This is a genomic window from Bartonella sp. CL435QHHD (assembly GCF_042195095.1).
GTDB lineage: Bacteria > Pseudomonadota > Alphaproteobacteria > Rhizobiales > Rhizobiaceae > Bartonella.
The window spans coordinates 91,875-115,847 of record NZ_JBHINS010000083.1 but is presented as its reverse complement, the minus strand read 5'-3'; the positions used below and the strand labels follow the sequence as shown (position 1 = coordinate 115,847).

The following is a 23,973-nucleotide window of genomic DNA, read 5'->3' as shown; positions in this document are numbered from 1 at the left end:
TAGTTCTTCTTATCTTAATTCTCTCCTTAGTTTCAAGGATAAGAAAACTTCGAATTAATGTTAATATTGTGCTAAGTTTTTCATGGTATGCAAATCTGCATAAATAATTAATCGGAGAAAATAGAAGAGTGTTATCTCGTTGTGCCTTTTTAATTGCAGCACTTTTGGCTTTGGCTGGATGTGCTACACATCAGTCAGATATGTCATCGGTTTCTTTTCAACAAGTTCGATACATTCCACCAGAAATACAGGCTTTGTATGGTCCTGTAACGAATGAGACTTATTCGTTACCTGCTGTTGATCTTGCGACAATTGATCCAAAATATTGGCGACAAGAAGTGATTTATTATACATCTTATCCACCTGGAACATTGGTTGTAGATACGCAAGAGTGTTTTCTTTACCTTATTGGTGAAAATGGAAAAGCTTTGCGTTATGGGATTGGGGTCGGTAAGGAAGGTTTAGCATTTGAAGGTGAGGGGGTTATACAGCGCAAGCGTCGGTGGCCAAATTGGGCTCCTACTGCAGCTATGATGGCTCGAGAACCAGAACGTTATGGACATCTTGGGAAAGGAATGCCACCAGGACCCGATAATCCATTAGGTGCGCGGGCACTTTATTTGTTCAAAAATGGGAAAGATACACTTTTCCGTATTCATGGTTCACACGAATCGTGGTCAATTGGGCGTGCTATTTCAAGTGGGTGCATTCGTTTGCTTAATCAAGATATTATCGATCTTTATGATCGTGTTCCCGTTGGTTCGCGTGTTGTGGTATTGCAAAACAATAGGAGTATTCCTACAGTTTATAGTCAACAATCAAATGGCTATGATCCGCTACAGTCGACCATTCAGCCAAATGAATTTTTTTAATTTTGGGGAGAAGATTGGAGAGAGCTGTTTAAGTATTTTGGTTTTCTGTTCAATCTTCTCTTTTTCTTAAAAGAGAAAATAAGCCTTTCTTTTTCAAAAGTGCATACAAGCTTGTATTCTGATTCTATTTTCTAGCTTCTCACGTTGCCAACAGATTTTTCCTTTGAGAAAGTTTATAAGAGGATTTTTTTTAAGAGTTCTTATCCATATTCTTCACGCGACTGGGACACTCAAGCCAATGGTTTTGATTGTTTTTTATCGTTTGTGAAACTTCATTCATAAAGAGGGATTTCTCATCTTTTATAAGGAGAGCAATATTTTTTGCAATTGCCTCTAAGAGAGGGGATAACCATTCTTGATCAGATTTGGTGAAATTTCCCAGAACATGCTGATGAACAAGTTCTTTGCTTCCAGGATGACCAATTCCTATGCGTATCCGACAATAGTCAGTACCACAATGGGCATCAATAGACTTAATGCCATTATGCCCATTATTTCCTCCACCAATTTTTATACGAACTTTTCCCGGTGACAGGTCTAACTCATCATAAATGATGATCAAATTCTTCAAATCTAATTTATAAAATCGCAAAGCTTCGCCAATAGCTTGACCAGAAAGATTCATGAAAGTTTGTGGTTTTATAAGAAAAATTTTCTCATTACTTATGAAACCATTGGAGATTTCTGCTTGAAACTTCTTTGACCATGGAGAAAAAGAGAAGGACTGATAAATGGCATCAACAGCCATAAAACCGATATTATGGCGGTTATTTTGATATTGTAAACCAGGATTGCCAAGACCAGCAATAAGCCACATGTGTATCTTCAGTCAAAGTATGAGTAAGGGTAATGTCTCATAAATTAAGGCGGAAAAAATTCCCGCCTTTTGAGTTTTATGAAGTTTCCGTGTTTTCTTCATCATTTTCTTGTTCAGAAGTTTCATCGCTGACATCCATGCCAGCAGGAGCTGCAATGGTTGCAATGGTAAAGTCTCGATCTTGGATGATGGGAGTCACATCTTTTGGCAGTTGCACTGCTGAAATGTGAATAGAATCACCAATAGAGTAGCTGGAGAGATCAATTTCAATAGCTTCAGGAATAGCACTTGCTGGAGCTGTACATTCAATTTCGTGCCGAACAATATTGAGGACACCACCCTTTTTAAGTCCAGGTGCCGTATCTTCATTGAGGAAGTGGACAGGAATATTCACTTCTACAACGGATTTTGCTGAAATGCGTAAAAAGTCTACATGGAGGGGAAAGTCACGCACGGGATCTAATTGATAATCTTTTGGCAAAACCATAATTTTTTGCTTGTCAAGAATAATCGTTGCAATGGTGGTACGAAAGCCACCGGCATGAATTTTGTAGAAAATTTCTTTATAGGGAACTGTTATTGCCAAGGGTGGTTGTTTTTCACCATAAATGACAGCAGGAATAAGACCGTTGCGGCGAAGTTCACGGGAGGACCCCTTACCAACCCGCTCGCGTTTTTCGGCCTTAAGAGTGTAGCTTTTACTCATAATTTAAGTCCTTTTTACATGATTGGAGATCCTTCAAAAACAGTAATAGTTTTTGCATGGATATGAAGATATGCGCTAACCAACAGCGATCACTCCATTCTACGTTGCCTCCAAGGGTGTCTACGCAGAAGTTTGTTCTATAGTTCAAACTATTCATAGATGCAAGAGTTGTGGGAAAAATCGATGATTTCTACCGTTAAAAAGGAGGAAATGTTACAAATTGCGGTGTGGATGGAGAATCAACCAATATGTGCTGGCACTGATATGTTCAAAATCAAACACTGGAGATGTTATGAAGGTTGAGATTGCCTTGGGTGAGATGTCAGAGAATCGTGCTTTGCATAAATCGATGCCAGCACTTCTTGACTTAGAAGAATTATTGGCGACACGTCTTCTTGTACAAGGTAATTCCGGTTCAGGGAAATCACATCTTTTACGCCGTCTTTTGGAGCAAAGTGCTAAGTGGGTGCAGCATTGTGTAATTGATCCAGAAGGCGATTTTGTAACTTTGGCAGATAAATTTGGTCATGTTATTGTAGAGGCTCAACGTAGTGAATTAGAGTTGACTCGTATTGCCCATCGCATTCGACAACATCGAGTTTCAGTGGTATTTAATCTTGAAGGCTTGGATACTGAACAACAGATGCGTGCTGTAGGGGCATTCCTTGGGGCACTTTTTGATGTGGAACGTGATTATTGGTATCCTATGCTTGTCGTTGTCGATGAAGCGCAATTGTTTGCTCCAACTGCAGCAGGAGAAGTTTCTGATGAAGCGCGTAAAATTTCTTTGAGCGCTATGACCAATCTTATGTGTCGAGGACGTAAACGTGGTCTTGCTGGTGTTATTGCGACACAACGTTTGGCTAAGCTTGCCAAAAATGTTGCTGCTGAAGCTTCAAACTTTTTAATAGGGCGGACTTTTTTAGATATTGATATGGTGCGCGCTGCTGATCTTTTGGGAATGGAGCGTCGCCAAGCGGAAATGTTTAGAGATCTTGAACGGGGAAATTTTATAGCTTTAGGCCCTGCTTTATCACGACGTCCCTTACCAATCATTATCGGTTCTGTTGAAACTTTGGCACGCTCTTCTAGTCCTAAATTAATGCCACTTCCAACAGAGCGGGATGATGTGCAAGAGCTCGTTTTTACTGCTTCACCAGAGGAAATTTTAACGCCATTTAAACAAACACGAGAGCCGATGAGGGAAAAATCAATGCACGAGATGTTAGAGGAGGTAGTGCATAAAAAACAAGAGCTGTTGGAAGAAAACCTGAGTTTATTTCCTGAACTTTCTGATGTTGAGCGTGACGGCCAAGCAGAACATATTATTCGGGAAATTCTTGAGGATTCTGAGGCTTTTTATCGTTCAACAGCGGTGCTTTATCAAGATTTTTCAGTTCGTTGCCGTATCCATGGTATGTCAAAGGTTCCTTTTAATCTTTCACAATTTCGGCGTAAATTGGCTATTGCTCAGGCTTTTGTTGATGAACAAACGGCTGTCAGTGAACATTGGAAACATATTTTGCAGATATCAGAAAGTTTGGAAGAAGATGTTCAAGGAGTCTTCTTGAATGTGGCACAGGCCGCATTAGGGGGAAAGCCATGTCCATCTGATGCATTTTTAGCACGTCTTTATGGAACTCATTCTTTAAGCCGTGCACGCCGACTTTTAACCTACTTTGAAGAGCGTGGACTTATTGTTATTCATACGCATTTTAGTGGTCAACGTATTGTTGCATTTCCTGATCTTGGTGTTGAAACAGCACCGGGAGACCCCAAGGAACCACTTTAACCAAATAAGCTGGAAACCGATTGTTCTGCTGCTGTCCTTGCTATTGCTTCTCCAATAAGGTCGGCAATGGGCAAAACACGAATATTATGGGTTTTCTCAATAGCTTGTGTTGGCATAATTGAATCTGTAATAACCAATTCTTTCATCTCTGAATTGGCAATTCGTTCGATTGCATTACCAGAAAGAACACCGTGCGTGATATAAGCCGTGACACTATTGGCACCATGTTTAAGCAGAGCACTTGCTGCATTGCATAAAGTTCCACCTGAATCAACAATATCATCAAGCAAAAGGCAATCTTTTCCCGATACATCTCCAATGATATTCATAACTTCTGATTCACCGGGGCTTTCGCGACGTTTATCCACAATAGCGAGCAAACTGTTCAAGCGCTTGGCGAGCGCGCGCGCGCGAACCACACCACCCACATCAGGTGAAACAACGATAACATTTTCAAGAGAATAATGCACTTTGACATCGCGAGAAATGACAGGAACAGCATAGAGATTATCTGTAGGGATATCAAAAAAACCTTGAATTTGTCCTGCATGAAGGTCCAATGTTAAAACACGATGGGCCCCTGCTTCCGTAATTAGGTTGGCAACAAGTTTTGCAGAAATAGGAGTCCGTGGTCCTGGTTTTCTATCTTGGCGGGCATAGCCAAAATAGGGGATAACAGCTGTAATACGACGTGCAGAAGAACGACGAAGGGCATCAATCATGATGAGTAATTCCATCAAATGATCATTTGCGGGATAGGATGTAGATTGCAAAACAAAAACATCTTGGCCACGTACATTTTCATGCAGTTCTACGAAAATTTCTTGATCAGCAAAGCGCTTTACAGTTGCTTTGCCTAAGGGGATGTTCAAATAATTTGCAACATCTTCAGCTAGGCGTGGATTAGAATTTCCGCAGAAAAGTTTCATAGTAGAACCTCTGAATCATCATGGTGAGAATGCGACACGGTTTTTAATTTCTTTTTATTAAATTGCAAGAGAACAATTACAAAAGCCTTACAATTTTATCGATTATTATTAAAGAGCTATGCAGTATGTTTTCTCTTTTTCCAAAAGTTTGTTACTTTTAGAGCAAAGTTTTTTCTCCATGCGGCAAAGAAATACATATTGATTAATCTTTTTGGTTATTACTTTATAAAAATGCTTTCAATATGGGGAATGTTTCATATTTAAGATGAATGAAGGGGAGTAATAAAAAGAAGTATCATCTTGCCTTCAATTATTATAACCAAACATTGAAAATGATCACAGCGAAGGCTATCATATTTTATGTGCTGGTAGATAATTTTGTGAAAAAAGCAAAGTCCAATGGGATTTATTTTTACATTTGGGTAAAAAGTTTAGTTTTGCAGTTTTGGTATTGTTCTCAAGTATAAAAGGGGCTCATCTTTTGTTTTTCAGCATAATAGCAGAAATTTGCCGTCCGTAATCGGGTTCGTTGCGGTGTATTGCACGGCGATAGGAGAAAAAACGCTGTTCATCTTGATAGGTACAAAGCTCTACACAAGAAGCATTAACGCCTGCTTCTTTGAGTTGGTTTATAATAAATGCCCATAGATTAAAATAAAAGCGATTTATTTTGTCTGTTTTTAAAAAATATTTTTGGTATTTGCTGTGGTAATCAATAAATTGGTCGTAAAATTCATTTGTTACTTCGTAGTGATAAGGGCCAATACAAGGTCCAAGGACTGCTGTTATTGATTGTCTTTTGGCTCCTTGTGTTTCCATAACAGCAATTGTTTTCTCGATAATTCCATTTAAGCTTCCACGCCAGCCAGCATGAGTTGCAGCGATGACTCCAGCTTGTGGATCAGCAAACAGAATGGGTCCGCAATCTGCTGTAAGAACCCCAATAACGAGTTCTGGGGTGGTCGTAACCAGAGCATCAGCTTGAGGAGGTGCACCGATAGTTGCTTGATGAGCTACGACAACGTTACAGGAGTGTATTTGATTGACTGTGACTAAATTTTGCGCCTCAATAGAAAAATAATTGGCGATCAAAAGACGATTCTGTACAATATATTCAAGCTGATCATTTGAACCTTTCCCAACATTAAGACTATGATAAAGATTTTTTGAAACACCACCTTGACGTGTAAAAAATCCATGTTTTATCCCATGGGTGTGTAAAGTAGAAAGATTTTTTGCAAGAATGGGATGAGGGATAGATTTCATAAAAGTTCCTTATGGAGATTATTTGAAATGAGGATGGAGATGTTCATATTTGTCAATGAATATTTCAGATACTGATGTGCTTATTGACAAAAGCGCCGATCATCAAAATTGAGGAGGTATGGAGATGTTTTTATCACTGAAATGTAAAACTTTAAATAATTTTCCCATCTGATCTGGACCAGCGAGCCGTTCGATGTCTTGGCGGATTTTGTCTTGCAAAGGAGCACTTTTGCCAACTCCAAGCTGGTTTGCGCGCTCCAGTAGCCCCATTTTAAAAAGAAATTCTCCTTGCTCTAAGATTTCAGCAAAACAGCCCTGTTCAAGAGCTATGTTTTTTAAAAAAGAAAAATCAACATGGGATGTTAAATCATGTTCACCAGGGGCATCAAAAACATCACGAAATTTATGTTTTGAGAGTGCTTGCAAGGTATCGCCAAAGGCAAGCTCACAAGCACCATAGTCGATAAGTAAAGCAGAACCTGTCACTTGCACTAAATGGTGGCTGATTTGTTGCATGAATTGATGCCGTAAAGGGGCATGTTCAAAAATTGTTCCGTCAGGCACTTTAGAACAATAGGTTTGTAGACAAGAAGAGGGAAGTTTATGCGGGGCAGCAATAAAGATGAAATCTCCATTTTGATTGACTGTAATGCAGCGCTCTTTCCATTCTCCATTGACTTTAATATATTGGTTGATAGGGAGTGTATCGAGAAATTCATTAGCAATGAGGAAGAGAGGTTTTGAAGGAATTTGATTAAAATTTTCAATGCTATGGATTTGTTTTTGATAAGAGCAAAGGCGCTTTTTTTGTTCTTTTGCAAGTTTTTTGCTTATTTCGATCAAAAAAATTTCAGCAGCATTAAATGCTCTTGTAGAAAGCTTTTGGATGGTTCGCAAAATGTCATCCATCAAAATTCCACGTCCTGGACCTATCTCAGCGAGGATAAAAGGATGAGGACAACCTTGAGCTTTCCAGCTCGCAAGAGTCCAAATGCCAATCATCTCTCCAAATAATTGGCTTATTTCAGGTGCTGTAATGAAATCACCATCACGTCCAAAAGGTGTTTGTGTTTGATAATAACCAAACTGAGGATCTGTAAGTGCCAACGTCATATATTGGCTAACAGTGATTGGTCCATTAAGGACAATAATTTCTTTAATTTTTTCTTTTAGATTGGCCATTTTCTGTCGATTTATATTTAAAGGCGTGGAGAAGAAGATAACCCCCTAAAAGAAGCATGGGAAGAGATAAAGCCATGCCATAGGTAAAACCAGTAGAATGGAAAAGTGTCGAAAACCATTCTGGATCTTCTTGAGGCGCACGGTAAACTTCAGAAATGCTGCGTGCTACTGCGTAGCCTATAATAAATGTTCCTGATACAGCACCGGGACGCTTTAATGCTTTGAACCCAAAAATAAGAAGACACAAGATGATGAAGAGAAGAAATCCTTCCATAAATGCTTCGTAAAGCTGGCTTGGATGGCGCGGTAAATAGTAAGGATCGAGAGGAAAACAAACAGCCCAAGGATGTGTAGTGATATTGCCCCATAACTCTTGGTTGATGAAGTTGCAGATTCGTACAATGCCGATACCAATAGGAGCACCTGCAGCAATGATATCAAACATGGCTCGTATGTTAATATAATTTTTACGGGCAAACCAGATCATAGCAATGATAATACCAATAAGTCCGCCATGAAAGGACATTCCCCCATCCCATACGGCAATGATAGCACTTGGATGGTTAAAATAGTAAATGGGATCCCATACAAGAACTTGTCCTAAACGCCCTCCGATAACAACACTTATGGCAGACCAGACAACAAAATCTCCGATCTTTTCTTTATCCATAGGAGGGTGGTCTCTATACCATAGAGATGTTTTTTTTAATAATTTTTGCGCATACCACCAAGCAAAAAGAATACCCAGTACGTAACCAAGTCCATACCAATGAAGTGCTATGGGACCTAGCTGGATAATGACAGGATCAAGGAAAGACGGAAAAGCAATGGCTGGACAAGACAGATTGTTCATGAGTTAAGCATTTTACATTATACGAGATGAATATGAAGTGACTCTGATGGTCAGAAATGACAGATGAATGCACAATGGTCAAGTCAGTAGGGAGGCTAGTCAGAAAGGGAGATAGATTTCCACTGATTTATCGCGGTAAAAAATATGGTGATAAAGGAATATTAAAAAATCTTAAACAAAATCGTTATGAAAAGTCTACATAGTATGTAAAATATAGAGTAAAAGGAACAAATTACAGTATCTAAATGTTATGAGAATACGCTATAATGCGTGCGTCAATAATTAAAATTTAAGGAAAAATGTTATGCGTAATGGATCAAATCGTATTCTTGATGAACTAGCAAAATTAGCAACGGATGCTGCTGACGTTGCGCAAGGCATACGACGTGAAGCTGGAACAGCTTTTCGTGTGCAGGCTGAAAAGATAGCAAACAAACTTGATCTTGTTTCTCGCGAAGAGTTTGAGACTTTTAAGGAGATGGTGCTGAAAATCCATGCTGATAATGCTGATTTGAAAAGGCGCCTTGATGATTTAAAGAAAGATGATTAAAAAAACGCAGACACAAAAAAGTAAAATAGTTTCTTAAAAAAAGAATCTTCAAAAAATATCCCCAATTTTTCAATGTGATGCGTGAAACTAAAAAATGCTTAATCTTGAGTCTGTTAGAGCGGAGCATTTGTTTATTTTTGATTTTTTTTTGGGTAAAATACATTTTTTTGAATCAGGGGGGCTGGCGCTATGAAATTGTATCAATACACTGAAAAGACTTGATGATTCGTTTTATGACTATCAGGTTGCCCTAAACAGCGCGATTGTGTTCTGGGTGTTTGTGTACTGTCGATGTTTTTATGTGTATTTGTTTGGTGTAAAGGTTCTGATTGTAGCAAAATATTGTTACAGTTTAGACGGTTTATATTCTGTTGACAATGTTTTAAGATGATTGAGGATTGTGATGAGGCTTGCATTTTGCGCCACAGAAAGAAAAGAGCACCCTGTTGACTTTATCGAACAGATTGCCTGTGAATATGATTGGTCGTTTGAGCGGGATGCACAAGATGAAATTAGCGTTTGTGTGGAAGGAAAACGCGCAAACTATCGTCTTGCTTTTTCATGGATGGAAGAGCATGAAGCACTTCATTTAGCTTGTTCGTTTGATCTCTCTACTAAAAATGCTCGAACAGCTGAAATACAGCGCTTATTGCTAGCAATTAATGAAAAGTTGTTGTTGGGACATTTTGATTACTGGCAAAGGAATAATTCAGTTATTTATCGACAAGGTCTTCTTTTGGCTGGTGGGATGCATCCATCTCATATACAGGTTGAAACATTGTTGATACATGCACTTAAAGCCTGTGAAAGCCATTATGTTGCATTTCAGATGGTTGCTTTGTCGGGAGAAAGTGCTTACAAGGCACTACAGTACACTTTGTTTGAAACTGTAGGGAATGCCTAAAATATACAGTCTGTTATTTTTACAGACGGTTTGCGGAAATATTGCTCATAGGGGGACATCAAGAATAGCGCGCACTCCCCCGAGTGGGCTCTCATCTAATTGTATATTGCCACCATGGCTGCGTGCTATGTCTTGAGCAATAGAAAGACCAAGTCCTGTTCCACTTGCATCTTGATTTCGCGCTTTATCAAGTCGAAAGAATGGCTTAAAAACTTCTGTGCGCATATTTTCATGAATTCCAGGTCCATTATCATCGATTATCAATATAAAAGATTCTTGTTGAGAGTTAGCGGTTAGTTTAACAGTCGTGCCGTAACAAAATGCATTTGTTACAAGATTGCTGACTAAGCGTGTGAAAGCACGGGGACGTACTTGTATTTCTGTAGGACCTTCAATGGTGTAAGAAAATTGACGTTTGTGAAGACGAGCATCGGTGGAGAATTTTTGCATAAGAGCATTTAAATCAAAAGTCTTGACACTTTCACTTCCTTCACCACGAGCAAAAGCAAGATAATCTTCTAACATATTTTGCATGTCACTTACATCTTGCTCAAGCGGTTTAATATCAAAGTCAGTATTTACTAATGCCAGCTGAAGTTTAAAGCGTGTAAGAATGGTTCTTAAATCATGACTTACTCCTGAGAGCATCATGGTACGTTGTTCAATTTGGCGTTCAATACGTTCACGCATGCGTAAAAAAGCGATGCCTGCACGACGGACTTCATCAGCTCCTTGTGGTTGAAAACCTTTTGGTAAAGGACGACCGCGTCCAAAGCTTTCTGCTGCTTCAGCCAATTGTTGAATCGGTTTGATTTGATTGCGCAAAAAGTAAATTGCTATCAGCAATAAAACAAGAGCTGTTCCTACCATCCAGCTTAAAAAAATAGCAGTATTGGAAGCATAGGCTTGGCTGCGTGGAGCAAAGACGCGTAAGATGTTGTGACCAAGGTGGATACGGATTTCAACAAGATCAGAATCTCCTACGGTATCAATCCAGAAGGGACGGTTAATTTGGCGGGTGATTTCTTCACTTAAAAAATAGTCAAGAATTGCAAAAAATGGCTTAGGTCCTGGAGGGGGTAAGGAGGTAGGAGATAGAATAGAAATATTTAATCCCATACGTTGTTGTGCAATACGCTTGATATCTTCATAGTTATCTTGTTGGGGATATGTTTCAAGAATATCAATAATGGCTGAAATATCATGCACGACAGCCGTTGAAAGACGCTCGGTTACCATTTGCCAATGGCGTTCCATAAAGACATAAGCAATGACCGTTTGCAGAAGCACCATGGGAGCGATAATAATGATTAAAGAGCGAGCATAAAGCCGTTTAGGCATTTTTTTCGTTAACCATCGAAGAAAAAATCTTAAAGGTTTGATCATTCTTGTGCCTATTCAATAGAGAGTTTATACCCTATTCCTCGCACGGTTTGGAGCCATATAGGCAGTGCTGGGTTTTTTTCGATCTTACGACGAAGGCGGTTGATCTGCACATCAATGGCACGTTCACTTATATTGCTGTCATCTGTCGCGAATTTATGGCGCGGAATTGTATCGCCTGCATTTTCGGCAAACATGACCATCATTTCTTGTTCTTTATCTGTTAATTTAATAATTTCTCCTCCTTTTTTGAGTTCGCGTCGTGAAATTGAAAATATATAAGGACCAAAAACGATTTGCTCAATTTTAGGTTGGCTAAGGGGAAAACCACGTCGTAAAATGGCGTTGATGCGAAGGAGAAGTTCACGAGGGTCAAACGGCTTAGACAGATAATCATCGGCCCCTGCTTCTAATCCACGGATACGATTGTCTATTTCTGATAAAGCTGTTAGCATCAAGATAGGAACATCTTTTGTTTGGCGGAGTGAATGAGTGAGATCAATACCGTTTTCGCTAGGCATCATGACATCAACAATAAGAAGATCAAAATCTAAACTTGCCAACAGTCGTCTTGCTTCATTCGCATTGGCTGAAACTGAAACACGAAATCCATTTTTAATGAGAAACTGAAATAAAAGATTGCGAATACGAGTATCGTCATCAATCACAAGAAGGTGAGGGGCATCGTCACACAAAACTTGAACGTGATTGGTCATTCTTAAAAAAACCTTGATAAAAATTTAGTTTACACAAAATGCAAGTTTACATAAGTTGTATAAAGCTGTCGAGCAGCACCTTTACCTTAAAGGAGAGAAAGTTTTATTTATAAATTTAAAAAAGTTACTTTTGAAAAGGATATTATGGGTAGTCTTAATATACATATTATTCCCGTTACGACATTCCAACAAAATTGCACTTTGCTTTTTGATAGTGAATGTAAAACGGGGGTTCTCGTTGATCCTGGTGGTGATTGGCCGCGGATTCAAGACGTAATCGAAAAGAATGGTGTTATTGTTGAGGCTATTTGGGTAACACATGGTCATTTTGATCATGTGGGAGCAGCAATGCAAGCGAAAGAAGCGCTTAATGTAAAAATTATCGGTTCACATCGCGATGATAAGCCTGTGATGGATGCTGTGAGCGAAAGCGCAAAAAATTATGGCATCACTGATGCTTGCATCTGTATTCCTGACAAATGGTTAGAAGATGGTGAGTGTGTTCATTTTGCTGGACATGTGTTTAAGGTTTTTCACACCCCAGGACATTCCCCTGGTCATGTTATTTATTTCAATGAAAAAGAGCGCTTAGCTCTCTTGGGTGATGTGCTCTTTCGTGGTTCTATTGGACGTACGGACTTCCCCTTCTGTTCCTATGAAAAATTGATGCAATCTCTTCGAGAAAAAGTTTTACCCTTAGGCGATGATGTTTGTTTTATCTGTGGGCATGGTCCTAAAAGTAGCATAGGCTATGAGCGCCAAAATAATCCTTTTCTTCAAGATTTTAATATATGAGCAAACAAAAAAACGCTTTGAAGCGTTTTTTTGTGCCATTTAAGGCTTTTTAGTAGGGCGGAACAGAAGTTAATTTATTGGGGCATAACAAACGTGTTCCAAACCATTACGGTCTCGGAAAGTTCCTGTTTTAGGGTTGAAAGAACGGTATTTTTTCTTGCAATATTGAAGCCAATCAGACTCCCATGATTGTTGTACTGGCTCATATTCCACCGTTTGCGGAGTTTCATAAATTATCTGCTCTTGTGGAACCTGTTGATATACAATTTGATGCTGTGGTGCGGTTTGATAAACAACTTGTGGCTGTTCTGGTTTTTTTAAAATTTTGCTGAGAAGTGCACCTGCTGCAAGAGCAAGAATGCCCATTGCTAAAGCTTCTCCTGAGTTATTTATATTAATACTACTGTGTTTTGTCTTTTTGCGCTCGACATAATGATATGTCTTGTGTTCAACATGATGGTGTTGTTGTGCTCCCCATTTATGGCTAACATAATGACGCTTGTGGGGATTATCAAAAGAGCGATGTTCACTATGAGAAAAATGGGAGCTAAAATTGTGAGCTGGTAAACCAGCCTCCCTCCTCATATCATAGCTATGATACCATGCCATATCTGCAAGCGTTGGATTTAATGGCATCAAAACGGTTGCAGTAGACATTGCTGATAATACCGCTAATCTGAAGAGTTTTTTCATAATGATGCTCCTTGTGTAAATTCGTATTTTTCACATCCTACACGTTTCAAACTGAATAGAGCCTGAACAATTTTGGACTTTATTGTGACAAAAAAATAAAAATTCATTTAGTTAAAACATTGCCGGTACAGTAAAATAAAATCATGACAAAATTTTGATTTCAATTAATGTAATATTCTTAAGGTTAATTAAGCAGCTTGTATTGAGAGCAGCAGATTTTTTACTATTGGTTATAAATTCTTTATTGATGAGTACTTTTTTATTAATTAATACAATATGAATTAAACAATAGGTGTATGAATAAAAGTTATCGTTTTTTATTATAGGCTTATGGTGCTAAGATAAAATCTTATTTGTGTGATAGAATACAGTCCTGTTTGACTACTCTCTTGTGAGGTTAAATATTGAGTTCGATATCAGATTATAACTGTATAAGATAATATATTGCGGGAACTTTTTTTGATATATGGGAAACATTCTCTTTAATTTTTTTGTGCTCATTTAGGTTTTAGAAGTGTTTTTGGCATGTTTTGATAGTTTTAGGGATTTTTTTATAACGTGGTTTAACAAGAAAAATTGCTAAAGGGGGACATCAATAATAGCGCGTAAGCCCCCTAGAGGGCTATCATCCAATTGAATATTGCCTCCATGGCTACGTGCTATATCTTGAGCAATAGAAAGGCCGAGTCCTGCTCTACTCGCATCTTGATTTTGTGTTTTATCAAGTTTAAAGAATGGCTTAAAGACTTCTGTGCGCATATTTTTATGAATCCCAGGTCCATCATCATCAATAGTTATGATGAAAGATTCTTGTTGGGATATGGCTGTTAGTTTGACAGTATTAGCATGACAAAATGCTTTTGATACAAGATTGCTGATGAGACGCGTGAAGGCATGGGGGCGTACTTGTATTTGTGTAGGGCTTTCAATGGTGTAGGAAAATTGACGTTTGTGAAGATGCGCATCGGTAGAGAATTTTTGCATAAGAGTATTTAAATCAAAAGTTTTAATACACTCACTTCCTTCACTACGGGCAAAAGCAAGGTCATTTTCTAACATATTTTGCATGTCGCTCACATCTTGCTCAAGCGGTTTAATATCAAAGTCAGTATTTGCTAACGCTAGTTGAAGTTTAAAACGGGTGAGAATGGTTCTTAAATCATGGCTTACACCCGAAAGCATTATGGTGCGTTGTTCGATATAGTTAGAAGATGGTGAGTGTGTGTATTTTGCTAGACATGAGTTTAGGGTTTTGCATACACTAGGGCATTCCCTTGGTCATGTTATTTATTTCAATGAAAAAGAGCGCTTAGCCCTCTTGGGTGATGTTCTCTTTTGTGGTTCTATTGGACGTACGGACTTCCCCTTCTGTTCCTATGAAAAATTGATACAATCTCTTCGAGAAAAAGTTTTACCCTTAGGCGATGATGTTTATTTTATTTGTGGGCATGGCCCTAAAAGTAGCATAGGCTATGGGCGCCAAAATAATCCTTTTCTTCAAGATTTTAATATATGAGCAAACAAAAAAACGCTTTGAAGCGTTTTTTTGTGCCATTTAAGACTTTTTAGTAGGGCGGAACAGAAGTTAATTTATTGGGGCATAACAAACGTGTTCCAAACCATTACGGTCTCGGAAAGTTCCTGTTTTAGGGTTGAAAGAACGGTATTTTTTCTTGCAATAGTTAAGCCAATCAGATTCCCATGATTGTTGTACTGGCTCATATTTCACCGTTTGCGGAGCTTCATAAATTATCTGTTCTTGTGGAACCTGTTGATATACAATTTGATGTTGTGGTACGGTTTTATAAACAACTTGTGGCTGTTCTGGTTTTTTTAAAACTGTACCAAGAATCGTACCTGTTGCAAGACCAAGAATACCCATTACTACAGCATCTCTTGAGTTGTCTATATGAACATTACGGTGTTTTGTTTTTTTGCGCTCGACGTAATGATACGTTTTGTTTTCAATATAATGATAATGGTGGTGGTGGTGGTGGTGGTGTTGTTGTTCCGTCTTACTATGTTTGGCTACAAACCTTTCATGTTCGGCTTTAAATCTTCTTTTGCCGTCTTCAAAACTCTTGTGGAAATCATCAACAAACTTTTGGAAATCATCAGAAAAAAAGCCACGTTTTCTATCAGAACAATGGGAGCGAGAAAAACCGCAAGGCGGGATATCAGCTTTCTTCCTTATTTCCCTTATCGCATCATCTGTTTCTTTACGCATCTTCCTCATCATATCATCTATTTCTCTCGAGATAGAGTCACTACGATTCCATGCCATATTCGCAAGCGTTGCATTTAGCGGCATCAAAACGGTCACAGTTGACATTGCTGATAATACCGCTAGCCTGATCACTTTTTTCATAATGATGCTCCTTGTGTAAATTCGTATTTTTCACATCCTACACGTTTCAAACTGAATAGAGCCTGAACAATTTTGGACTTTATTGTGACAAAAAAATAAAAATTCATTTAGTTAAATCTACCACGGAGACAGTACAATAAAATCATAACAGAATTTTGATTTCAATTAATGTACTCTGCTTGAGGTTAATTAATAAATTTGTATTGAGAGTACCCGATTTTTTACTATGGGATATAAAATCTTTATTTATTGGTACTTTTTTATTGTTTGGTACAATATGAATTGAACAATAGGTGTATGAATACAAAGTTATCATTTTTTATCATAGTCTTATGGTTCTATGAGAAAGTCTTATTTTACTTTATTTGTGTTATAGAACAGTGACCTATTTGAATATTTTTTTGTAAGGATCGATAATATTGAGTTAAATATCAGAGTATAACTGTATAAAATAATATATTTTGGAATTTTTTGTAAAATGTTCTTTCTTATGTTGTTTTAGACAAATTGGAGCACCCTTGATGTTGGAGGTTGTCTATTTTTCGGATAATGCTGTTTGCTTTTGAACCTTAGTCTTTTTTAGAAGAGCTGAAGATTATTTTATGCGGTTTGAAATTTCTTACTCCTTCATTGATTGCGTTTTTTTCGTTTTATTGTTGCTTGATTAGGGGTGTTTTTACGAGATTTTCCTTTTTGATTTTCCAAAATACCAGTGTCCATGGTTGGTCCCATGTGTGCAAGGTCTGGTTTGGAGAAAAGACTTTGTTGTAACACGGGCTCATGGGTGGATTGTTCGCTATGATGTGTTAAGGGATTTTCTGCGAGTTCTAGTTCTATCTTTTGTAATTGTTTGATTTCATCGCGAAGTCGCGCTGCTTCTTCAAAATTAAGATCAGCAGCTGCTTCATGCATTAATTTTTCAAGGTGTTTAATATGAGATGCTAAATTGTTGCCAACTATATTTTTTTTCTCGATAACATCAGGGATATTTGTACGAACATGGTTGTTTTCATCGCCTAAATTGAGAATATCTCCGATATTTTTTTTGATACTTTTCGGTGTGATATGGTGTTCTTCATTATAGGCTATTTGTTTTTGTCGACGTCTTTGTGTCTCCTGTAAGGCTCGTTCTATGGAACCAGTGATCGTATCTGCATAGAGGATAACACGGCCATCTACGTTACGTGCAGCACGTCCGATTGTTTGTATGAGGGAAGTTTCAGAGCGCAAAAAGCCCTCTTTATCGGCATCTAGAATGGCAACAAAACCACATTCTGGAATATCTAAGCCTTCTCGGAGCAAGTTGATACCGATGAGGACATCAAAGGTGCCAAGCCGAAGATCGCGTAGAATTTCAATGCGTTCTAATGTATCAATGTCAGAATGCATGTAGCGTACACGAATGTCTTGTTCGTGGAGATATTCAGTTAAGTCCTCAGCCATACGCTTTGTGAGAACTGTCACCAATGTACGGTAGCCTTTTTGAATTGTTTTACGAATTTCATTCACAACATCATCGACTTGATTTTTAGCTGGACGAACCTCTGTTGGTGGGTCAACAAGCCCTGTTGGGCGAATAACTTGTTCCGCAAAAGTGCCGTGAGATTGTTCTATTTCCCAGCGTCCAGGTGTTGCGGAGACAGCAATCGTTTGTGGGCGCATAGCATCCCATTCTTCAAAGCGCAAAGGACGGTTATCCATACAAGAAGGGAGGCGAAAACCATATTCTGCTAGTGTTGCTTTTCTACGAAAGTCACCTCGGTACATGCCCCCAATTTGGGGAATGGTTACGTGGCTTTCATCGATAAAAACAAGAGCATTATTTGGAATGTATTCGAACAAGGTTGGTGGTGGTTCTCCGGGTTTTCGTCCTGTTAAATAACGTGAATAATTTTCTATTCCGGCGCATGAGCCGGTGGTTTCTAACATTTCTAAATCAAAAATTGTACGTTGTTCTAAACGTTGTGCTTCTAAAAGACGTCCAGCTGCGTTCAACTCATCGAGGCGTTGAACGAGTTCCATTTTGATGGCTTTCATTGCTTGATTGAGTGTTGGTCGCGGTATTACATAGTGTGAATTGGCATAAATTTTAATCGATTGAAGATCGCCTGTTTTTTGTCCGGTGAGAGGATCGAATTCCGTAATTGTTTCCACTTCATCGCCAAAGAGCGAAATACGCCAAGCACGATCTTCGAGGTGGGCAGGGAAAATTTCGATTGTATCCCCTCGTACACGAAAGGAACCACGAATGAAATTGATATCTTGTCGATAATACTGTTGAGAGACTAAATCAGCCAAGAGTGTTCGTTGATTGAGTTTGTCCCCTTTTGCTATTTGGAAGGTCATGGCCGTATAGGTTTCTACGGAACCAATCCCGTAGATGCAGGAGACAGAGGCGACGATAATAACGTCATCACGCTCTAAGACGGCGCGTGTTGCAGCATGACGCATCCGGTCGATTTGTTCATTAATTGAGGATTCTTTTTCAATATAGGTATCAGAGCGTGCAACGTAGGCTTCTGGCTGATAATAGTCATAATAGGAAACAAAATATTCGACGGCATTATGGGGAAAAAAACTTTTAAATTCACCGTAAAGCTGCGCTGCTAGAGTTTTATTTGGTGCTAAGATTAAAGCTGGACGCTGTGTTTTTTCAATGATATTGGCCATTGTATAGGTTTTTCCTGAGCCGGTAACACCCAAAAGCACTTGTGTACGTTCATCTTTTTGAATTCCCTCAACCAGAGTTTTTATGGCTTGAGGTTGATCTCCCGCGGGTTTAAAAGATGTTTCGAGTTGAAATGGAATACCACCTTCAGACTTTTCAGGACGAACAGGGCGGTGAGGTGTCCATAACGCGCCATTCTTAAAAAGAGGATTACCTGAAGCAATGAGAGCAGAAAGAGCTTCTACTGTTGCAGTAACACCATTTTTCATTGTTGTATCCTTTGATAGAAAAGTGTTGGTGATTTTAAAGAAAATACTAATTTTACAAATTTATTACGACAACAGCAAAACGTTATTGAACAGATTTATTTTGGTTTATTAGAGCTTTCATTAGGATATTGATCAAGTTTTTCATGAGACAAATTCTTCGAAGTATTTCTTTGGAGGGGGCATATTTGTGGTTGTTCGTGGACACTATTGCATTTTTGCCATGATGATATTCAAGAGGGCATAAGTTATTATGGCTGTTATGGAGAATAATCGGTATGTTTGGGCACTAAAGACATTGTATATGTGTGATAAAGATCGTTTCCATCTTTAAATGAAAGATAACGAGATGACACCCAACCTATTTGAGTGTTATATCGGATATGGCACCAATTTCCTTCACAGTTTTTAACAAAAACCAATTCTCCAGCAGAGATTAAGCCGCAAAGCGCATACTGAGTGCTGGGACCTGTTCTAAAATTAAGATTTCTCGTAACAAAAGCATCTGCTGCCTCTGATATTGTTGTGGCTAAAAAGAAAGAGCCAAACATAAAAAAAATGACGATTTTTTTCATTTTTCTGTAAAGAATTTCTTTAGAGATTTTCTATCCTTCTCTCTTCATATCCCATATGATTTCTTTTACTAGATTATGATAAAACAGAAAAAAATACAATTCTTTCTTCTTTAGGACACTTTTAAAGAGAATAGTGAAGTTTAACGTTTTAAACACCAAAATGAGATGTTTTAATCACTATTTGTGCATGTTTTGTTTCCTTTATTTATTTTTGTATGGAAAACAGCGATACTGTACTATATAATAAAAAAGATCGTAGTTTTCGGATTCCAAAAGTAATTTTGGAAGCCGTTTTTTGTATTTTTATTAAACCTTCCGTGTAATAGAAAGGGACGGATTATGGAAAAAGTTCCGATGACTACAGCTGGTTTTGAGAGTCTTAAAGAAGAGTTGCGTTGGCGTCAACAACAGGAGCGTCCGCGAATTATTGAAGCAATTTCTGAAGCGCGTGCGCATGGTGATTTATCCGAAAATGCTGAGTATCACGCAGCTAAAGAAGCGCAAAGTCATAATGAGGGGCGTATAAATGAGCTTGAAGATTATATCGCGCGAGCAGAAGTTATAGATGTCTCGCGTCTTTCAGGTGACAAAATAAAATTTGGCGCAACCATTAAACTCTTGGATGAGGACACTGAAGAAAAAAAAGTGTATCAGATCGTAGGAGATCAAGAAGCTGATGTAAAGGTTGGTAAAATCTCTATTTCTTCGCCTATCGCACGTGCACTTATTGGCAAGCAAGAAGGTGATGTGATTGAGGTGAATGCACCAGGTGGTGCGCATAATTATGAGATCATTAAGGTTCAGTACATCTAAATAACATATGGATTATTATGCGTGTATCTTTGGACGAAACTGAGGTTATTGCGCCTCACTTTAAAAGGCGTTTGTCGGGAGTAACATCTACGATTATTCAGCTTATTCCAATGCAACGCGAACAGGGTATGCGTATATCCACTTTGGGGTTTGGTTTACCACAAACTTTACCGGCTCTTGCCTTTAGGGACCTTTTCGGACTTTGGAAAAGTCCGAAAGGGAAGCCATTTCGTATTTGGCATGCACGACGCAATATTGAGATGCTTTGTGGGATCTTTTTACGCGATGTTTTGCGAATGAAGCTTAAACTCATCTTTACTTCGGCTTCACAACGTCATCATAAGCCTTTTACCAAATGGTTGATTCGCTGTATGGATAGGGTTATAGCTACCAGTACACGTACGGGCGCTTATCTAGAAGTGCCTCATAAGGTTATTATGCATGGGGTGGATGTGAGGCGTTTTACTCCACCACAGACTTTTGATGATTGCTTTTCTTCGACAGGATTTCCAGGAAAATATGCGGTAGGATGTTTTGGGCGTCTGCGCTACTCAAAGGGAACAGATTTATTTGTTGATGCCATGATAGCATTATTGCCTGATTACCCCGAATGGACAGCACTTATCGCTGGTCGTACGACAGAGCAATATTATCATTTTGAAAAAGAGTTACGCCAAAAGATTGCTAAAGCTGGTCTGGATGATCGCATTATTTTTCTTGGTGAGATTCTGGACATCCCTTTGTGGTATCGTCGTTTAACACTTTATGTTGCACCTTCTCGTACAGAAGGTTTCGGTTTAACGCCATTAGAAGCAATGGCATCACAGGTTGCGGTTGTAACGAGTGATGCTGGAGCTTATAAAGAATTGGTTGTAGAAGCGACAGGAACAGTTGTAAAAGCAGGAGATGGTTCGGCTTTAACCGCAGCAATTGAACCTTATTTTTCTGATGTGGAAAAAACATTGGCAGCCGGAAAGAAAGCTTTAACCCATGTTCGTACTCACTTTCCTTTGGAAAAAGAGGCAAGCAAGATTGAAAGTGTTTACAAAGAACTGTTTGCGGAAAAAACACTTTGATATGATATCAAAAATCTTCTTGAGGGATGATAAAAAGTATTTTCCTTAAAGGTTTCTCATAGTCATCAAGAAAACAGCTCAATGATATAGCTGTTATTTTACAAAATTTATATTGTCTTTAGTAGAACGCTATAAGAAGTTCTCAAAATTTTGGATAAAAGATTAAAAATGTATACGCTTGAGAGCGATATGTAGTTTATGATAAAGCATACTAGGAGAGAGGAAAGCTACTTTTATTCATTGATGTTTTAGAATAAGAAGAAAATAATGCTTTAACTCAAGTCTGGGGATTTATGCACTATCTTATACGGTGTCGTACTGATATTGTTCGTTTTGTAAGACTTAAATAGATAGCAAAAAAACGTTTTCTTGTCTTAAAAAGATAATGATGCTATCTCCATGGATAAAATAGTCGTACATATTTTCAATAAATTCATGATAAGATGGATTTAAGATTAATATATATATGATTTTTATAGATAATTTACCTTTTCAATTTGAATAAGAGCTTTGAGTAGCGTAAGATTTTCTTATGTCAAATCTGTTGATATTAAATCAAGGAGAGCTATCCTCTAGCACATCACAATCGGAAGAAGGCATGTGGTGGATCAAAACTATTGAAGACAAGGTGTAAAGAGATTTCTTATAAATTGTCTGAAATGCAGGCTGTTACGACATTAACAGAAAAAAAATAATATGGTGGTACTAATTTATATCTTATTTTGTAGTACCGACTTGCACCTTATTATTATTTAAGTAAAAATGATGGTGCCCATTTTATATCTTTCATGAAGGCTGTCGTGGAATGGGGGTGATGAGTACTGTGAGATGTTTTTTTATAAGCTTGTGAGCTCGTAATATAATAGCATTTTTTTCTATAAGGAGGTAACTCTATTAAAGAGAAAAAACACTTTTATCAGCAAATATTCATATTTTTTGCATGAGAGATTATTCGTAAAAAAGAATGTTCTATGCGTCCACTTTATTTGATAAAGAAGATCAATAAAGTGAAGTTTTATATGTTATGGCTTTGAAAATATTGGTATTTGATTGTTTTTGTTAAATTATTTTTATATCATTGATATGATGATTTGTATGAAATTTTAGAAAATCTTCAGTGGATTGAGTAAGGGGTGAATATTATGATGCATACTGTTCACACCTTTTTATCTTGTAAATTTTTATCATGGTAGAATAAAATACTCTCTGCATTAGAATTGTTCACGCCAGAAAGCGGGAATAAAAAGGACGAATATTGTTATGATTTCAAGGCGTCCAGCTAACATTAGAAAACTTAAAATCCATAAAGCATGGTCGTTGATTGTAGAGAAATTACCAGTGGGGCCAATAATATCTCCAAAGCCTGGACCAACATTTGAAAGTGCGGTTAAGACCCCCGTAAAGGCAGAGGTAAAGTCAAGACCGGTTGTAAGCAAAAGTGCAGTGCCGATAACAAGGCAAAACATATAAAGACAGACAAAAAACAAAACGGCTTGAGCAACATCATTTGATATATTTGAGTGATCGTAGCGCGCTTTTACAACGACATTAGGAGAAAGAAGTTTTTCTATATTTGTTTGTGTAATACGCCAAAGAATAATGAGGCGATTGATTTTCATGCCACCAGAAGTAGAACCAGCACATCCGCCTGTAAAAGAAACAATGAAGAAAATTCCAAGCGCAAACGGTCCCCAAAGTTGATAATCTTCAGCGCTATAACCTGTGGTGCTAATAATGGATGAAAGGTGAAAAATGACATCAAGGAAAATCAAGTGGAACGCGCGATGATCATAAAACCGTAGCCATGCCGCTAAAGCAAAGCTGAAAAGGAGAACGATATGGAGAAAAACAATCACTTGTGGGTCAAGGAAGCGTTTGGAGTGTCCAGGAAGGACTAATTTAACATAAAGTACGAAGGGTAAAGCAGAAAGCAACATGAAGATTGTTGAAATAATTAAGATGGCTGGTTTATCAGAAAAATAGCCAAAAGAAGCATCATGCGTTGAAAAACCAGCTGTTGCTACTGTACTCATTGCATGGTTAATGGCATCAAATAAATTCATGCCTGCAGCAAAATAAGAAAGCATACAAGCCAATGTTAACCCAACATAAGCGATGATAATTCCGTTAGCAATTTGGTTGATGCGAGGCAATATTTTTTCAGATTTATCAGATGATTCCATATGAAAAAGTCGCACGCCACCCACACGCAGTGAAGGCAAAATTAAGAGGGCTAAACCGATAAAACCAATGCCCCCAATCCAGCATATAAGAGAACGCCATAATAAAATACTTCGCGATAAATTATCAAGATCAGAAAGGACTGTGGAGCCTGTTGTTGTAATTCCAGAAACAGATTCAAAAATGGCTCCTGCTAGAGAAATGGGAAGAGGAGAAAGATAAAGAGGTAAGGCACCTACGATGCTTCCTGTAAGCCAAAGACAAACAGTGAGCATAAAGCCAAGCCGTGCTGAAAAGCGACAAGTAGCTCCCTTAGTTGCTAAAAGAATCAGTGTTGCTAACATGGTGGTTATGGCACAAGAATAGAGAAAGCTTATCCAATTACGATTGTTGTCGTGCAAATCCACAAAAATTGGCAAAAGCATTGCTCCTCCCATGATTAAGGCAAAACGTGCACAGACATTGATAATAAATTGAAAAATGATCGTTCCCTATCTTTGTATCTCTTTTTATTATGGTTTTGTGCTCATAAGAAGTTACATTTTTCTCTTTATAGGATAAGGATTAA

General features: G+C 38.1%; 20 protein-coding genes and 2 pseudogenes. 8 read left to right on the top strand and 14 right to left on the bottom strand.

Annotated elements, in window-relative coordinates:
* The first annotated feature begins 128 nt into the window (after nt 1–128).
* Nucleotides 129–872, top strand: a complete 744-nt coding sequence (locus ACFILH_RS08675; protein ID WP_375663210.1) for a L,D-transpeptidase — start codon at nt 129–131, stop codon at nt 870–872.
* Between the two features lie 190 nt (nt 873–1,062).
* On the opposite strand, the gene pth is transcribed toward ACFILH_RS08675, so the two are convergent.
* Together pth and ACFILH_RS08665 are read right to left on the bottom strand one after the other, a co-directional pair.
* Nucleotides 1,063–1,689 carry an aminoacyl-tRNA hydrolase gene (gene pth, locus ACFILH_RS08670; RefSeq protein ID WP_375630837.1) on the bottom strand — a complete coding sequence of 209 codons (627 nt, stop codon included), beginning with the start codon at nt 1,687–1,689 and terminating at the stop codon, nt 1,063–1,065.
* A gap of 76 nt (nt 1,690–1,765) precedes the next feature.
* On the bottom strand, nt 1,766–2,395 hold the full coding sequence (locus ACFILH_RS08665; protein WP_273791234.1) for a 50S ribosomal protein L25/general stress protein Ctc: 630 nt from the start codon (nt 2,393–2,395) through the stop codon (nt 1,766–1,768).
* A gap of 292 nt (nt 2,396–2,687) precedes the next feature.
* On the opposite strand from ACFILH_RS08665, the gene ACFILH_RS08660 reads away from it, so the two are divergent.
* Nucleotides 2,688–4,187 carry an ATP-binding protein gene (locus ACFILH_RS08660; RefSeq protein ID WP_273791233.1) on the top strand — a complete coding sequence of 500 codons (1,500 nt, stop codon included), beginning with the start codon at nt 2,688–2,690 and terminating at the stop codon, nt 4,185–4,187.
* Here ACFILH_RS08660 and ACFILH_RS08655 read toward each other — a convergent pair.
* From ACFILH_RS08655 to lgt, 4 genes are all read right to left on the bottom strand, one after another.
* Nucleotides 4,184–5,116, bottom strand: a complete 933-nt coding sequence (locus ACFILH_RS08655) for a ribose-phosphate pyrophosphokinase (protein ID WP_273791232.1) — start codon at nt 5,114–5,116, stop codon at nt 4,184–4,186. The two genes, ACFILH_RS08660 and ACFILH_RS08655, sit on opposite strands and share 4 nt — an antisense overlap.
* 474 nt (nt 5,117–5,590) lie before the next feature.
* Nucleotides 5,591–6,382, bottom strand: coding sequence for a peptidoglycan editing factor PgeF (pgeF, locus tag ACFILH_RS08650; protein ID WP_375620697.1), 792 nt, complete (start codon nt 6,380–6,382; stop codon nt 5,591–5,593).
* A 102-nt stretch (nt 6,383–6,484) separates the two neighbouring features.
* Nucleotides 6,485–7,564, bottom strand: coding sequence for a class I SAM-dependent methyltransferase (locus tag ACFILH_RS08645; RefSeq protein ID WP_375643121.1), 1,080 nt, complete (start codon nt 7,562–7,564; stop codon nt 6,485–6,487).
* Nucleotides 7,539–8,417 carry a prolipoprotein diacylglyceryl transferase gene (gene lgt, locus ACFILH_RS08640; RefSeq protein WP_273791229.1) on the bottom strand — a complete coding sequence of 293 codons (879 nt, stop codon included), beginning with the start codon at nt 8,415–8,417 and terminating at the stop codon, nt 7,539–7,541. Before lgt ends, ACFILH_RS08645 begins: the two co-directional genes overlap by 26 nt.
* A gap of 304 nt (nt 8,418–8,721) precedes the next feature.
* On the opposite strand from lgt, the gene ACFILH_RS08635 reads away from it, so the two are divergent.
* Both ACFILH_RS08635 and ACFILH_RS08630 read left to right on the top strand, forming a co-directional pair.
* The gene (locus ACFILH_RS08635) at nt 8,722–8,967 is read left to right on the top strand and encodes an accessory factor UbiK family protein (protein WP_273791228.1); all 246 of its coding nucleotides are present in this window, start codon (nt 8,722–8,724) and stop codon (nt 8,965–8,967) included.
* A 403-nt stretch (nt 8,968–9,370) separates the two neighbouring features.
* Entirely contained in the window at nt 9,371–9,871 is a 501-nt protein-coding gene (locus ACFILH_RS08630; RefSeq protein ID WP_375629408.1) for a YbjN domain-containing protein, read from the top strand.
* Nucleotides 9,872–9,916: 45 nt separating this feature from the next.
* Here the strand turns inward: ACFILH_RS08630 and ACFILH_RS08625 are convergent, their stop codons facing one another.
* Nucleotides 9,917–11,257 carry an ATP-binding protein gene (locus ACFILH_RS08625; protein ID WP_375637402.1) on the bottom strand — a complete coding sequence of 447 codons (1,341 nt, stop codon included), beginning with the start codon at nt 11,255–11,257 and terminating at the stop codon, nt 9,917–9,919.
* 8 nt (nt 11,258–11,265) lie between these two features.
* Nucleotides 11,266–11,970: a response regulator gene (locus ACFILH_RS08620; RefSeq protein ID WP_273791226.1), complete on the bottom strand. Its 705-nt coding sequence runs from the start codon at nt 11,968–11,970 to the stop codon at nt 11,266–11,268.
* Between the two features lie 144 nt (nt 11,971–12,114).
* Here ACFILH_RS08620 and ACFILH_RS08615 point away from each other — a divergent pair, with 144 nt between their 5' ends.
* Nucleotides 12,115–12,765, top strand: coding sequence for an MBL fold metallo-hydrolase (locus tag ACFILH_RS08615; protein ID WP_273791225.1), 651 nt, complete (start codon nt 12,115–12,117; stop codon nt 12,763–12,765).
* A 69-nt stretch (nt 12,766–12,834) separates the two neighbouring features.
* Here ACFILH_RS08615 and ACFILH_RS08610 read toward each other — a convergent pair whose 3' ends face one another.
* Together ACFILH_RS08610 and ACFILH_RS08605 are read right to left on the bottom strand one after the other, a co-directional pair.
* Nucleotides 12,835–13,458: a BA14K family protein gene (locus ACFILH_RS08610; RefSeq protein WP_375657739.1), complete on the bottom strand. Its 624-nt coding sequence runs from the start codon at nt 13,456–13,458 to the stop codon at nt 12,835–12,837.
* Between the two features lie 579 nt (nt 13,459–14,037).
* Nucleotides 14,038–14,658 (bottom strand): annotated as a pseudogene (locus tag ACFILH_RS08605) (sensor histidine kinase); the annotation flags it as partial.
* Between the two features lie 4 nt (nt 14,659–14,662).
* Between ACFILH_RS08605 and ACFILH_RS08600 the strand changes: the two are divergent.
* Nucleotides 14,663–14,974 (top strand): annotated as a pseudogene (locus ACFILH_RS08600) (MBL fold metallo-hydrolase); the annotation flags it as partial.
* 69 nt (nt 14,975–15,043) lie between these two features.
* On the opposite strand, the gene ACFILH_RS08595 reads toward ACFILH_RS08600, so the two are convergent.
* The 3 genes from ACFILH_RS08595 to ACFILH_RS08585 form a co-directional block, all read right to left on the bottom strand.
* Complete coding sequence (locus ACFILH_RS08595; protein ID WP_375667656.1) at nt 15,044–15,826, bottom strand: BA14K family protein; 783 nt, start codon at nt 15,824–15,826, stop codon at nt 15,044–15,046.
* 627 nt (nt 15,827–16,453) lie between these two features.
* A complete protein-coding gene (gene uvrB, locus ACFILH_RS08590; protein WP_273791222.1) occupies nt 16,454–18,763 on the bottom strand; it encodes an excinuclease ABC subunit UvrB in 2,310 nt (769 codons plus the stop codon).
* 257 nt (nt 18,764–19,020) lie between these two features.
* A complete protein-coding gene (locus tag ACFILH_RS08585) occupies nt 19,021–19,335 on the bottom strand; it encodes an SH3 domain-containing protein (RefSeq protein WP_375630822.1) in 315 nt (104 codons plus the stop codon).
* 339 nt (nt 19,336–19,674) lie between these two features.
* Here ACFILH_RS08585 and greA point away from each other — a divergent pair, with 339 nt between their 5' ends.
* On the top strand, nt 19,675–20,148 hold the full coding sequence (gene greA, locus ACFILH_RS08580; protein WP_007347010.1) for a transcription elongation factor GreA: 474 nt from the start codon (nt 19,675–19,677) through the stop codon (nt 20,146–20,148).
* A gap of 17 nt (nt 20,149–20,165) precedes the next feature.
* Nucleotides 20,166–21,224: a glycosyltransferase family 4 protein gene (locus ACFILH_RS08575; protein ID WP_273791220.1), complete on the top strand. Its 1,059-nt coding sequence runs from the start codon at nt 20,166–20,168 to the stop codon at nt 21,222–21,224.
* A 1,211-nt stretch (nt 21,225–22,435) separates the two neighbouring features.
* Here the strand turns inward: ACFILH_RS08575 and ACFILH_RS08570 are convergent.
* Entirely contained in the window at nt 22,436–23,830 is a 1,395-nt protein-coding gene (locus ACFILH_RS08570; RefSeq protein ID WP_273791219.1) for a TrkH family potassium uptake protein, read from the bottom strand.
* Nucleotides 23,831–23,973: the final 143 nt, after the last annotated feature.

Coding starts and splice junctions, on each gene's coding strand:
- ACFILH_RS08570 (WP_273791219.1), bottom strand. CDS start 23,830: ATGCTTTTGCCAATTTTTGTGGATTTGCACGACAACAATCGTAATTGG.
- ACFILH_RS08660 (WP_273791233.1), top strand. CDS start 2,688: ATGAAGGTTGAGATTGCCTTGGGTGAGATGTCAGAGAATCGTGCTTTG.
- ACFILH_RS08630 (WP_375629408.1), top strand. CDS start 9,371: ATGAGGCTTGCATTTTGCGCCACAGAAAGAAAAGAGCACCCTGTTGAC.
- ACFILH_RS08665 (WP_273791234.1), bottom strand. CDS start 2,395: ATGAGTAAAAGCTACACTCTTAAGGCCGAAAAACGCGAGCGGGTTGGT.
- ACFILH_RS08585 (WP_375630822.1), bottom strand. CDS start 19,335: ATGAAAAAAATCGTCATTTTTTTTATGTTTGGCTCTTTCTTTTTAGCC.
- ACFILH_RS08655 (WP_273791232.1), bottom strand. CDS start 5,116: ATGAAACTTTTCTGCGGAAATTCTAATCCACGCCTAGCTGAAGATGTT.
- ACFILH_RS08615 (WP_273791225.1), top strand. CDS start 12,115: ATGGGTAGTCTTAATATACATATTATTCCCGTTACGACATTCCAACAA.
- greA (WP_007347010.1), top strand. CDS start 19,675: ATGGAAAAAGTTCCGATGACTACAGCTGGTTTTGAGAGTCTTAAAGAA.
- ACFILH_RS08620 (WP_273791226.1), bottom strand. CDS start 11,970: ATGACCAATCACGTTCAAGTTTTGTGTGACGATGCCCCTCACCTTCTT.
- pgeF (WP_375620697.1), bottom strand. CDS start 6,382: ATGAAATCTATCCCTCATCCCATTCTTGCAAAAAATCTTTCTACTTTA.
- uvrB (WP_273791222.1), bottom strand. CDS start 18,763: ATGAAAAATGGTGTTACTGCAACAGTAGAAGCTCTTTCTGCTCTCATT.
- ACFILH_RS08645 (WP_375643121.1), bottom strand. CDS start 7,564: ATGGCCAATCTAAAAGAAAAAATTAAAGAAATTATTGTCCTTAATGGA.
- pth (WP_375630837.1), bottom strand. CDS start 1,689: ATGTGGCTTATTGCTGGTCTTGGCAATCCTGGTTTACAATATCAAAAT.
- ACFILH_RS08625 (WP_375637402.1), bottom strand. CDS start 11,257: ATGATCAAACCTTTAAGATTTTTTCTTCGATGGTTAACGAAAAAAATG.
- lgt (WP_273791229.1), bottom strand. CDS start 8,417: ATGAACAATCTGTCTTGTCCAGCCATTGCTTTTCCGTCTTTCCTTGAT.
- ACFILH_RS08635 (WP_273791228.1), top strand. CDS start 8,722: ATGCGTAATGGATCAAATCGTATTCTTGATGAACTAGCAAAATTAGCA.
- ACFILH_RS08595 (WP_375667656.1), bottom strand. CDS start 15,826: ATGAAAAAAGTGATCAGGCTAGCGGTATTATCAGCAATGTCAACTGTG.
- ACFILH_RS08575 (WP_273791220.1), top strand. CDS start 20,166: ATGCGTGTATCTTTGGACGAAACTGAGGTTATTGCGCCTCACTTTAAA.
- ACFILH_RS08610 (WP_375657739.1), bottom strand. CDS start 13,458: ATGAAAAAACTCTTCAGATTAGCGGTATTATCAGCAATGTCTACTGCA.